This is a genomic window from Nonomuraea sp. NPDC001684, assembly GCF_053596515.1.
The window spans coordinates 1-12,367 of the sequence record NZ_JBSFGJ010000280.1 but is presented as its reverse complement, the minus strand read 5'-3'; the positions used below and the strand labels follow the sequence as shown (position 1 = coordinate 12,367).

Here is a 12,367-nt window from a genome sequence, read left to right as displayed (position 1 = left end):
GGGCGGCATCGAGGGCCTGAAGCTGTCGGAGACCGCGCCCCCGGCCGAGGGCTGCAGCTAGTCACGCCAGAGGCGGCGGCCGGGATCCCGGCCGCCGCCGCTCTATGCGGTGGAGCACGATGGATGAACTAATCAAGTACCTGCCCGACCTCGCGATGGGCTTCTGGGGGAACATCAGGATCGCGCTCGTGGCCGCGGTCGTCTCGCTCGTCCTCGGGACGGTCCTGGCCGGGATGCGCGTCTCCCCGACGCCCGTGCTGCGCGCGGTGGGCACGGTCTATGTGAACGTGGTGCGCAACACCCCCCTCACCCTGGTGCTGGCGTTCTCGGCGCTGGGCCTGAGCGACAAGCTCGGCCTCGTCTTCTCCGGCGAGCCGCGGACGAACTCCTTCTGGATCGTCTCGATGGGCCTGTCGATCTACACGTCGGCGTTCGTGTGCGAGGCGGTGCGCTCGGGCATCAACACGGTCCCGATGGGACAGGCGGAGGCGGCCCGCGCGATCGGGCTGAGCTTCATGCAGACGCTGCGGCTGATCATCCTGCCGCAGGCGTTCCGATCGGTCATCGCGCCGCTGGCCAGCGTGATGATCGCGATGATCAAGAACACGACGGTGGCGGTGGCCGGCGGGTACGCCGCCGACGTGGCCGCCGAGATGAAGCTCACGTTCGACACCACGGGGGCCTCGATCCCGATCTTCATCGGGGTGGTCGTGGCCTTCATGATCGTGACCATGCCGATCGGCTTCTTCTCCGGCTGGCTGGCCCGGCGTCTGGCGGTGGCACGATGAGCGCGTCCGTCCTGTTCGACGCCCCCGGCCCCCGGGCCCGGCTGCGCAACCACCTGCTGACGGCGATCAGTGTCGTGGCGGTCCTGGCCGTCGCGTACTTCGTCTACCGGGGCTTCGACGCCAAGGGCCAGTGGGACGGCAAGATCTGGCAGCCGTTCCTGACGGCCGAGGTGTGGCAGGAGTTCATCCTGCCGGGCCTGCTCGGCACGCTGGAGGCGGCGGCCGCCGCAGCGGTGCTCGCGCTGGTCTTCGGCGCGGTCTTCGGCCTGGCCAGGCTCTCCGACCACGCCTGGATCAGGGTGCCGGCGGCCGCGGTGGTGGAGATCTTCAGGTCCATCCCGCTGCTGCTGCTGATTTTCTTCATCTTCTACCTGGCCCCGGCCATCGCCGGTGGCGGCGACTACGCCTTCATCGCGGTGGTGCTGGGCCTGATGTTCTACAACGGCTCGGTGCTGGCGGAGATCGTGCGCGCGGGCGTGCACGCCATCCCCAAGGGGCAGGCCGAGGCCGCCTACGCGGTGGGCATGCGCAAGAACCAGGTGCTGCGCCTGGTGCTGCTGCCGCAGGCGGTCACGACGATGATGCCGGCAATCGTCAGCCAGCTCGTGGTGCTGCTGAAGGACACCGCGCTCGGCTACATCATCGCCTACGTCGACCTGCTCAACACCGGGTTCAAGATTCTGCCGGCCGCGTACTTCGGCTCGCTGATCCCGGCGGCGATCGTCATCGGCGTCATCTACGTGGCGCTCAACATGACGCTGAGCTACCTGGCCACCCTGCTGGAGCGGCGCAGCCGGCGCAGCAGGAAGACCTCGGCGCGGCCGATCGCCACCCCCGGCGCGGCCTCCGTCGGCGTCGCCACCGGCCAGGGCACCGAGGGCGGCGGCATGGCGCCCGACATCCCCGTGGAGTGACCTGCGGGCCCAGTGATGAGCACGGCGGCGGGGTTCCCGTCCCGCCGCCGTCTCGTAAAGAAAACCCCAGATCTTCGTCCACCCGGCACGCGGACCGGTCCTCCGGGGCCGCCGAGCCCACAGACTCCTGTGCGTGCGGATACGTGGAGTCGTGGTGGCGCTGGCCGGCACGGCCGCGCTCGCCGTACCGGTGGCGTGCGGTGGCGGCGGCGCCTACTCCGACGTCGTGGGCAAGATCAGGGGCACCGGCCAGGTCATCGTGGGGACCAAGTGGGACCAGCCGAGCCTGGGCCTGAAGGTCGGTCCCGGCGATCCCGTGGGCTTCGACGTGGACGTCGCCCGGTACGTCGTCGCCAAGCTGGCCCGCGGCCGGCCCGTGCGCATCACCTGGCGGGAGGCGCCGGCGGCGGGCCGCGAGGCGCTGCTCCAGAACGGCACCGTGGACATGGTGTTCGCCACCTACTCCATCACCGAGGCCCGCCGGCCCAAGGTGACCTTCGCCGGCCCGTACGTGCTCGTGCACCAGGACACGATGGTCCGGGCCGAGGACGCGTCCATCCGCGACGTCAACGACCTGCGGGGCAAGCGCGTGTGCCAGGTGCCGGGCTCCAACTCCTTCAAGCGCGTCGCCGACCCGCCTCCTGACGGCAAGCTCGACCTGCCCGTCGTGGCCGTGCCCGCGGCCAACTACTCCGACTGCGTGCGCAAGCTCAGCGACGACGAGCTGGACGCCGTCTCCACCGAGGACCTGACCCTGGCCGGCTTCGCCCAGCAGGCCCCCGGCCTGTTCCGGCTGCTGAACGACCCCTTCACCGACGAGCGGTACGCCATCGGCCTGAAGAAGGGCGACATCGTCACCTGCGAGGCCGCCGAGCAGGCCGTGGTCGAGATGTGGCGGGACGGGACGGCCACGCGCCTGCTGCGCAAGTGGTTCGGCGACACCGGGCTCAACCTGCCCACCTCGATGCCGCCGCAGGAGAGATGTTCTTGATCGCGCCCCACGGCCCCGGATCTTCCGGCAGGATGCGGGTATGCCTTTCTGGCCGTCCCCCATCTCCGCCCGCGACGTCGCCGCCGCCGGTCTGCGGCCCGGCTGGCCCGTCGCGCAGGGCGGCCGGGTGTGGTGGACCGAAGACCGTCCGGGCGAGGGCGGCCGCACCGCGATCGTCCGCCGCGAGGCCGACGGCACCTGCCATGACCTGCTGCCCGCCCCCTGGAGCGCGCGCACGAGGGTCCACGAGTACGGCGGGCGTCCCTATGCCGTGACGCCCGGCGACGACGTGGTCTTCGCCGGCCTGGCCGACCAGCGCCTGTACCTTCTCGGGCAAAACGGCCAGCCGAAACCCCTCACCGCCGAAGGTTCCCGCTACGCCGACCTGACCGTCCACGACGGCGAGGTCTGGGCGGTGCGCGAGCGTCACGGCGAGCACGGCAAGATCACCCGGTCCGTGGTGTCGATCCCGCTGGAGGGCGGCGAGCCCCGGGAGCGGGCCTGCGGCCACGACTTCTACGCCTCCCCCGTCCTGTCCCCCGACGGCGCCCACCTGGCCTACGTCTGCTGGAACCACCCCCGCATGCCCTGGGACGGCACCGAGCTGCGCGTCGTCCGGCTGCGCGACGGGCAGGCCCGCACGGTGCTGGGCGGCGCGGCGGAGTCCGTCCTGTCGCCCGCCTGGAAGGACGACGCCACCCTCTACCTGGTCTCCGACCGCTCCGGCTGGTGGAACCTCTACGAGTGCGGCCTCGACGGCGCCGCGCCGCGGGCGTTGTGCCCGGCCGAGGAGGAGTTCACGCAGCCGCCGTGGCAGCTCGGCGGCGCGCCCTACGCCGTGCTCGGCGACGGGCGGCTCGCCGTCCTGCACGGGCTCGGCGACCTGCGGCTGGGCGTGCTCGACCCGGCCACGGGAGCGCTCCACGACCTCGACCTGCCCTACACGGGATGGCAGGCCGCGCTCGCGGCCGACGGCATGTCCGTGACGGGCGTCGGCCACGCCGCCCGGCTGCCGCGCTCGGTCGTGCGGGTCGACGTCGCCGCCGGGCGGGCCGAGCCGCTGGCGCGGGCCGGCGAGCGCCTGCCCGACCTGTCCGGGGTGCCCGATCCGCGGCCGGTGGTCGTGCCGGGCGAGCGGCCCGTCCACGCCTTCCTGCACCAGGTCGCCGAGGAGCCGACGCCGTTCGTGGTGTTCGTGCACGGCGGCCCGACCGCCCACGCCGACACGGCGCTCGACCTGGAGAAGGCGTTCCTGACCTCGCGCGGCATCGGCGTGCTCGACGTCAACTACGGCGGCTCCACCGGCTACGGCCGCGCCTACCGGGAGCGGCTGCGCGGCCAGTGGGGGCTGGTCGACGTCGCCGACACCGTCGCCGCCGCCCAGTGGCTGGCCGACTCCGGGCTGGCCGATCCGGCCCGGATCGCGGTGCGCGGCGGCAGCGCGGGCGGCTGGACGGTGATGGCCGCCTGCTGCCGCTCCGGCGTGTTCGCGGGCGGGGTGTCCTACTACGGCGTCAGCGCGCTCGCGCCGCTCGCCGCGCACACCCACGACTTCGAGTCCCGTTACGTCGAGTGGCTGGTCGGCGACGACCCGGCCGTCTACGCCTCCAGGGAGCCGCTCGGCCTGGTCGACGGGGTGTCCTGCCCGATGCTGCTGCTGCAGGGGCTCGACGACCCGGTGGTGCCGCCCGAGCAGTCGACGGCCTTCGCCGACGCATTGTCCGAGCGTGGCGTCCCGTGCACTTATCTCGCTTTCGACGGCGAATCACATGGATTTCGCCGATTGGAGACGCGGGTCGCGGCCCTGGCCGCCGAGCTGGCTTTCTACCAGCAGCTATTCAGTTAATGTCGCGATCTCCAGACAATTCCCGTACTGAATCAGCATTACCGACCAGTCGCTAGTCGCAAACAGTTACGTAACCGACCTCGACAGTCTTCCTCCGGCATGGGTTGCTCGTCTCAGTAAACGTGGGGCGCGCGTCGCGGCCACGACGCGCGCCCCAGCTGTGCCAGCCAACAACACCCCCATCTCGGCACGAGGGAGGCCAGATGGCCAGCTTGCGCCATCTCAGCATCATCACGGTGGCGGCGGCAACTCTGCTCGCCACCTCCTGCGCGACGCAGAACGGAACCAGCAAATCCGCTCCGCCCCCCGCAGCCAGTCAGAGCTCCGGAAGCCCCGTCACGGGCGGCACGCTCAGGCTCGTGGGCTCGGGCGACGTCGACCATCTCGACCCGACCAGCATCTACTACGTCGTCACCATCGGGATCATGCGCGGCTACTCGCGCCAGCTGTACGCCCTCCAGGGCGTCGCGGCGGGAGCCGACACCACCAAGGGCTACGAGGTGCTGCCCGACATAGCGACCGAACTGCCCACCGAGGCGAACGGCGGCCTGAGCGCCGACAAGCTCACGTACACGATCAAGTTGCGCGACGGCGTGCAGTGGGACACCCAGCCGCCGCGGCCGGTGACGGCGGGCGACTTCGTCCGCGGGTTCAAGCGCATCTGCAACCCGGTGGCGGGCTCCGGCGCGCCCGGCTACTACACCAGCACGATCAAGGGCATGGCCGAGTACTGCGACGCCTACATCAAGGCGTTCGAGAAGGCCAAGCCCACCGCCAAGGCCCTGGCCGACTTCCAGAACGGCCACGACATCGCCGGCGTGCAGGCCAAGGACGACAAGACGGTCGTCTTCACCCTGACCCAGCCGGCCGGTGACTTCCTCAACATCCTGGCCCTGAACTTCGCCTCGGCGGCGCCGCAGGAGTACGACCAGTACGTCCCCGACGACGCCACCTTCCGCCAGCACGTGATCTCCAACGGCCCGTACAAGATCACCTCGTACGTGGCCACCAAGTCGATCCGGCTGGAGAAGAACCCGGCCTGGAAGCAGGAGTCCGACCCGATCAGGCACCAGTACGTCAACGCCATCGACGTCAAGATGGGCGTCGGCGAGCCGGACGCGGTCCAGCAGCAGATCGAGGCCGGCAGCGCCGACCTGTCGTGGGACCTGCCGGTGCCGACCTCGCAGATCCCGCAGCTCAAGAGCAACGACCCCAACTTCACGATCTTCCCCGGCGCGGTGACGAACCCGTACGTGGTGTTCAACCTGCAGAGCAAGAACGCCGGCGGGGCGATGGGCAAGCTCAAGGTCCGCCAGGCCATCGAGTACGCGATCAACAAGACCGCCATCGCCAAGATCTACGGCGGCGCGGACGTCGCGACCGCGCTGCACACGGTCATCCCGCCCGGCAACATCGGCTACCAGGAGTACAACCCGTACCCGACGCCTGGTGACCAGGGCGACCCCGCCAAGTGCAAGCAACTGCTGAGCGAGGCCGGCTACCCCAACGGGCTGACCCTCATCGGCGCCTTCCGCAACGCGGGCAACCACCCGGCCAACTACCAGTCGTACTCGGCCGACCTGAAGAAGTGCGGCATCACCGTCAAGGGCCTGCCGCTGCGCCAGGGCGACTACTACACCTACCTGCAGACGCCCTCGCACGCCAAGAACAGCGAATGGGACCTGTCGGCCCCCGGCTGGATCCCCGACTGGTACGGCAACAACGGCCGCGCGGTCATGCAGCCGCTGTTCCAGACCAACTGCAACGCCGGCACCAGCAACTACGGCTGCTACAGCAACCCCAAGGTGGACGACCTGATCAAGCGGGCGCTCGCCGAGACCGACCAGGCCAAGGCCGCGGCGCTGTGGCACGAGGCCGACCAGACGGTGCTGGGCGACGCGGTGATCGTGCCGCTGAACAACCAGAACACGCCGCTCTACAAGAACAAGCGGGTGCAGAACGCCCTGTACCTGCCGTCGTACCAGATCTACGACGTCACCAACCTCTGGCTGAACCCCAACACGCCTTGACGACCGGCCTCCCGCGGGCGCGCCGGCAGGCGGGCCCGCGGGAGGCCGCGAGGGAGACATATGAGCCTGCTTGAGGTAACCGACCTCCAGGTGTCCTTCCCCACCTCCGACGGCGTGGTCCAGGCGGTGCGGGGGCTGTCGTTCACCGTCGACCGCGGCCAGACGCTGGCGATCGTCGGCGAGTCCGGCAGCGGCAAGACCGTGAGCACCCAGGCGATACTCGGGCTGACCCCCGACGCCGACATCACGGGCACGGCCCTGTTCGAGGGCGTCGACCTGCTCGGACTCGACAACGAACAGCTTCGCCGCATCCGCGGCGCGGAGATCAGCGTGGTCTTCCAGGACCCGCTGACCAGCCTCCACCCGCTCTACAAGGTCGGCTGGCAGATCGAGGAGCTGATCCGCGTCCACAATCCCGGCACCCGCCGCGCCGAGGCCAGGAAACGGGCCGTCGAGTTGCTGGGCCTGGTGGGCATCCCGCGTCCCGACCGCAGGGTGGACGACTACCCCCACCAGTTCTCCGGCGGCATGCGGCAACGGGCGATGATCGCCATGTCGCTCGCGCTCAACCCCAAGCTCATCGTCGCCGACGAGCCCACCACCGCGCTGGACGCGACCGTCCAGGCGCAGATCCTTGAGCTGATCGGGCGGGTGCAGGCCGAGTTCGACATCGCGCTCGTCCTCATCACGCACGACCTCGGCGTCGTGGCCGGCATGGCCGACGAGGTGCTCGTCATGTACGCCGGGCTCGTCGTCGAGCGGGCCGACCGGCGCACGCTCTACTACCAACCGCACCACCCGTACACCAAGGGCCTGCTGGAGTCGATCCCGGGCAGCACCGGCGACCGCGGCGGACGGCTGCGGCCCATCCCCGGCTCGCCGCCGAGCCTGATCGCGATCCCGTCCGGGTGCGCCTTCCATCCGCGCTGCCCGTACGTGATGCCGGTCTGTCCCGCCGAACGGCCGCCGCTGGCCTCCATCACGGGCGCGCGCGGGCACGCCTCGGCGTGCTGGCTGCCGCACGAGGCGATCGGGCTCGGCGCGGAGGCCGAGGCGCTGCGCAAGCGGGCGGTGCTCGGCACGGCGGAGGAGGCCTGATGCTGCTCGAAGTCGAGAACCTGGTCAAACACTTCCCCATCACCAGCGGCATGCTGATCAAGCAGACGATCGGCCAGGTCAGAGCCGTCGACGGCGTGAGCCTGTCGCTGTCGCCCGGCGAGACGCTCGGCCTGGTCGGCGAGACCGGCTGCGGCAAGTCCACGCTGGCCCGGTGCATCGCGGGCCTGCATCCCATCACCTCCGGCAGCGTGCGCTTCGACGGCGCCGACATCACGAACCTGCCGCGGCGCCGGATGCGGCCCTACCGGCGCGACATCCAGGTGATCTTCCAGGACCCGTACGGCTCGCTGAACCCGCGCCGGCGGGTCGGCTCGATCATCGCCGACCCGCTCGTCATCCACCGGGTGCAGAGCGGCCAGGAGCTGCGGCGGACCGTCCAGGAGCTGATGGAACGGGTCGGGCTCAACCCCGAGCACTACAACCGGTTCCCCGCCGAGTTCTCCGGCGGGCAGCGGCAGCGCATCGGGGTCGCGCGGGCGCTCGCGCTGCGGCCCCGGCTGATCATCTGCGACGAGCCGGTGTCGGCGCTCGACGTGTCCATCCAGGCCCAGATCCTCAACCTGCTCAAGGACCTCCAGGACGACTTCGGGCTGACGTACCTGTTCATCGCCCACGACCTGTCGGTGGTGCGGCACGTCAGCGACCGGATCGCGGTCATGTACCTGGGCAAGGTGGCCGAACTGGCCACCGCTGAGGAGCTGCACGCGGCGCCCCGCCATCCGTACACGAACGCGCTGCTGTCGGCGACCGCCGTGGCCGACCCCGACGAGGCCGAACGGCGGCACCGCATCATCCTCACCGGCGACGTGCCCTCGCCGATCGACCCGCCCGCCGGCTGCCGGTTCCATCCGCGGTGCCCGAAGGCGCGCGAACGCTGCTCGGCCGAGGAACCGCTGCTGGTGCCCCAGGAGCACCTGGTGGCCTGTCACTACCCCGTCGAGGCGGGCGAGGACCTGACCGCCGGGAGGACCGCATGACTCTCACGGAGATCCGTCCGGACGTCGTCACCGACCGCACGATCGCCGGACGCAGCCCCTGGCAGCTCGCCTGGGCGCGGATCAGGTCCGACCGGGTGGCCCTGATCTCGGGCATCGTCGTCGTGCTGCTGTGCCTGCTCGCCCTGGCCGCGCCGCTCATCTCGGCGTGGAACGGCCACGACCCCGACGAGCAGTTCCGCGACACCGGCATCACCGACCAGGGCCTGCCCGTCGCGCCCAACGGCGAGTTCTGGTTCGGCACCGACCGCCTCGGCCGCGACCTGTTCATCAGGGTCCTGTACGGCGCGCGCGTCTCGCTGCTCGTCGGCGTGGTCGCGACCGGCGTGGCGGCGCTGATCGGGGTCGTCATCGGACTGCTGGCCGGGTACTACGGCGGCGTCATCGACACCATCCTGTCCCGGCTCATGGACGTGGTCCTGTCGTTCCCGTACCTGATCTTCGCGATCGCGGTGGTGTCCATCGCCGGGCCCTCGCTGACCGCGACGATCGGGGTGATCTCGTTCTACTCCTGGGCGGCGATCGCCCGCGTGGTGCGCGGCCAGACCTTGTCGCTCAAGGAACGCGAGTACGTGGAGGCGGCCCGATCCATGGGGGCCGGCGACGCGCGGATCATGTTCGTGGACATCCTGCCGAACCTGCTGGCCCCCGTCATCGTGCTCACCACGCTGCTGGTGCCGGCCGCGATCGTGTTCGAGTCCACCTTGTCCTATCTGGGGCTCGGGATCGTTCCCCCTACCCCGTCATGGGGGAACCTGCTGAGCGAGGCCCAGGGGTTCTACCGGGTGGCGTACTGGTATCTGGGCTTCCCGGCGGCCTCGCTGCTGATCACGACGCTGGCGTTCAACCTGGTGGGCGACGGGATCAGGGACGCCATCGATCCCCGGATGGAACGGCTGTTCAGCCGCCGGCGACGGCGGAACCGGCGCGCGGCCTCCGCTCCGGCGTCCGCTCCGGCCTCCGCGCCCGCCGTCGGCGGGTCCGATGCCGCTGCTGGGGGGTCCGATGCCGCTGCTTCGTGACCGGGGTGGGATGCCGGGATTGCTTCAGGAGGTGGAGGGCTGATGTTGCGACGGTTCCTGCTGCGGCGGGCACTGCTCGGGGTGCTGGTGTTGTGGCTGGTCTCCCTGGGCACGTTCTTCCTGTTCTTCGTCGCCCCCGGCGACCCCGCCCGTACGCTGGCCGGCCGCCAGGCCACCCCCGAGCAGGTCGACCTGATCCGGCACAACCTCGGCCTCGACCGTCCCACCATCGTCCAGTACTTCGACTACCTGGGCCGGCTCCTGCACGGCGACCTCGGCCAGTCGTACTTCTCGGGCGAATCGGTGGGCAAGCTGCTCGCCCAGGACTTCCCGCCGACGTTCTCGCTGGTGCTCGGCGGCGCCGTCCTGTGGCTCTGCGTCGGCGTCGGCGCCGGCGTGCTCAGCGCCACGCGCGTCCGCTCGTTCCTCGACCGCGCCCTGACCACGCTGGCCCTGGCCGGGGTCTCGATGCCGACGTTCGTGGTCGGCCTGCTGCTGCTGTATTTCTTCTTCTTCCAGCTCACCATGGCGGGCGCCCCGATCCTGCCGCCCGACTCCTACGTGCCCTTCTCCGAGAACCCCGGCGAATGGGCCCGGCACCTGATCCTGCCGTGGATCACGTTGGCCATGGTCCAGGCGGCCTCGTACGCCCGGCTCACCCGGGGCTCCATGCTGGACGTCCTGGGCGAGGACTACATCCGTACGGCCCGCGCCAAGGGCGTGCCCGAGGGCCGCGTCATCTACCGGCACGGCCTGCGGGCCGCGCTGACCCCCGTGGTGACCCAGCTCGGCGTGGACATCGGCACGCTGATCGGCGGTCTGGTGGTGACGGAGTCGGTCTTCGGGCTCGGCGGCATCGGGCAGGCGGTGGTGCAGGCGTTCATCAGCGGGGACCTGCCGGTGATCATGGGCGTCGTCATCCTGGCCACCACCGCCGTGGTGGTGGCGAACCTGATCGTGGACATCGCCTACGGGCTCCTGGACCCCCGGATCCGGCTGGCCTGACGATGCGAGCGACGCCTCTCGGCGGGCGCACCACGCGCGCCCGCCGACGCGCCGCCTTCGCAACCGTCTCGCCCGTCCGGACACTTCGACCCGGCCCTGATCCACCCCCCTGGACGGTCCCCCCTACCCCGCACTCCCCGGAATGAGCGCCCTGCTGGAACCAGCGGGCGCCTGGACCCAGCGAGCTCCTGGAACGGGCGGGATCCTCGGAAGGGGTGAGCCTGCTGGGGACCGGCGGGTGGCTTCCTCGGGGTCAGCGGGCGAACTCGGTGGCGCGGGACTCGCGCACCACCGTGATCCGGATCTGCCCCGGGTACGTCAGCTCCTCCTCCACCTGCTTGGCCACGTCCCGGGCGATCACCTGCGCCTGGATGTCGTCGATCGCGTCCGGCTTGACCATGACCCGGATCTCCCGCCCGGCCTGCATGGCGAACACCTTCTCCACGCCCTCGTACGACTGCGCGATCTCCTCCAGCCGCTCCAGCCGCTTGACGTACGCCTCCAGCGACTCCCTGCGCGCCCCCGGACGGCTGCCGCTGATGGCGTCGGCCGCCTGCGTGAGCACCGCCTCGACCGTACGGACCTCGACCTCGTTGTGGTGCGCCTCGATGGCGTGCACCACGTCCTCCTGCTCGCCGTACCGGCGGGCGATCTCGGCGCCGATCAGCGCGTGACTGCCCTCGACCTCGTGCGTGAGGGCCTTGCCGATGTCGTGCAGCAGCGCGCACCGCTTCATGAGCTGCTGGTTCATCTTCAGCTCGGCCGCCATGATCCCGGCGATGTGCGCGGACTCGATGAGGTGCTTGAGCACGTTCTGACCGTAGGAGGTGCGGTATCGAAGCTGCCCGAGCAGCAGCGTCAGCTCGGGATGCATGTCCGTGATGCCGAGCTCGACCAGCGCGTCCTCGCCGGCCCGCGCGCAGAGGTCCTGGACCTCCTGGCGGCTGCGGTCGTGCGCCTCCTCGATGCGCTGCGGATGGATGCGCCCGTCCAGCACCAGCTTCTCCAGCGTGAGCCGCGCCGTCTCCCTGCGAACCGGGTCGAAACACGACAACAACACCGCCTCCGGCGTGTCGTCGATGATCAGGTTCACGCCGGTGGTCGACTCGAACGCCCGGATGTTGCGCCCCTCGCGCCCGATGATCCGGCCCTTCATCTCGTCGCCGGGCAGATGCAGCACGCTGACGACCGACTCCGCCGTCTGCTCGGCCGCCACCCGCTGGACCGCCAGCGTCACGATCTTGGTGGCCCGCTTCTCGCCCTCCTTGCGGGCCTCGCCCTCGATCTCCCTGATGATCAGCGCCGCCTCGCGCTTGGCCTGGTTCTCGATCTCCTTGACCAGCTCGGACTTGGCCTGCTCGCCCGTCAGCCCGGCGACCCGTTCCAGGATCACCCGCCGCTCGTCCTCGACCTGGAGCAGTTCCTCGCGCCGGTCGGCCAGCTCGACCTCGGTCTCGGCCAGCTTCCTGTCCCGCTCGGACTGCCGCCTGGCCTCCTCGTCGAGCCGCTGCTCGCGCTCGGCCAGCCTGGCCTCCCTGCGTTCGAGATCGGTCCGGAGCTCCTTGAGCTCGGATCACGCCGCCGAACGGCAGGCCCGGAGGCATCTGGCGGTAGGTGTTCACCCACACGGTGCCGCTCTGCAGATCCCGCACGAACC

General features: G+C 70.6%; 9 protein-coding genes and 1 pseudogene. 9 read left to right on the top strand and 1 reads right to left on the bottom strand.

Annotated elements, in window-relative coordinates; translation table 11 throughout:
* Positions 1-119 precede the first annotated feature (119 nt).
* From ACWCSD_RS35110 to ACWCSD_RS35070, 9 genes are all read left to right on the top strand, one after another.
* Positions 120-788, top strand: coding sequence for an amino acid ABC transporter permease (locus ACWCSD_RS35110; RefSeq protein WP_397160749.1), 669 nt, complete (start codon positions 120-122; stop codon positions 786-788).
* Positions 785-1,702 carry an amino acid ABC transporter permease gene (locus ACWCSD_RS35105; protein ID WP_397160751.1) on the top strand — a complete coding sequence of 306 codons (918 nt, stop codon included), beginning with the start codon at positions 785-787 and terminating at the stop codon, positions 1,700-1,702. Before ACWCSD_RS35110 ends, ACWCSD_RS35105 begins: the two co-directional genes overlap by 4 nt.
* Positions 1,703-1,835: 133 nt before the next feature.
* Positions 1,836-2,693: a glutamate ABC transporter substrate-binding protein gene (locus tag ACWCSD_RS35100; RefSeq protein ID WP_397160753.1), complete on the top strand. Its 858-nt coding sequence runs from the start codon at positions 1,836-1,838 to the stop codon at positions 2,691-2,693.
* Between the two features lie 40 nt (positions 2,694-2,733).
* Positions 2,734-4,539, top strand: coding sequence for a S9 family peptidase (locus ACWCSD_RS35095; protein ID WP_449921420.1), 1,806 nt, complete (start codon positions 2,734-2,736; stop codon positions 4,537-4,539).
* 359 nt (positions 4,540-4,898) lie between these two features.
* Positions 4,899-6,569, top strand: a complete 1,671-nt coding sequence (locus ACWCSD_RS35090) for an ABC transporter substrate-binding protein (protein WP_397160757.1) — start codon at positions 4,899-4,901, stop codon at positions 6,567-6,569.
* Positions 6,570-6,629: 60 nt separating this feature from the next.
* Positions 6,630-7,667 carry an ABC transporter ATP-binding protein gene (locus ACWCSD_RS35085; RefSeq protein ID WP_352352400.1) on the top strand — a complete coding sequence of 346 codons (1,038 nt, stop codon included), beginning with the start codon at positions 6,630-6,632 and terminating at the stop codon, positions 7,665-7,667.
* Positions 7,667-8,665, top strand: a complete 999-nt coding sequence (locus ACWCSD_RS35080; RefSeq protein WP_387672309.1) for an ABC transporter ATP-binding protein — start codon at positions 7,667-7,669, stop codon at positions 8,663-8,665. The genes ACWCSD_RS35085 and ACWCSD_RS35080 overlap by 1 nt, the downstream gene beginning before the upstream one ends.
* Positions 8,662-9,705 (top strand): ABC transporter permease, encoded by a 1,044-nt coding sequence (locus ACWCSD_RS35075; RefSeq protein WP_397214589.1) that lies wholly within the window; start codon positions 8,662-8,664, stop codon positions 9,703-9,705. The genes ACWCSD_RS35080 and ACWCSD_RS35075 overlap by 4 nt, the downstream gene beginning before the upstream one ends.
* A 42-nt stretch (positions 9,706-9,747) precedes the next feature.
* Positions 9,748-10,710 (top strand): ABC transporter permease, encoded by a 963-nt coding sequence (locus tag ACWCSD_RS35070; RefSeq protein WP_397160762.1) that lies wholly within the window; start codon positions 9,748-9,750, stop codon positions 10,708-10,710.
* A 253-nt stretch (positions 10,711-10,963) separates the two neighbouring features.
* On the opposite strand, the pseudogene rny reads toward ACWCSD_RS35070, so the two are convergent.
* Positions 10,964-12,280 (bottom strand): annotated as a pseudogene (rny, locus tag ACWCSD_RS35065) (ribonuclease Y); the annotation flags it as partial.
* Positions 12,281-12,367: the final 87 nt, after the last annotated feature.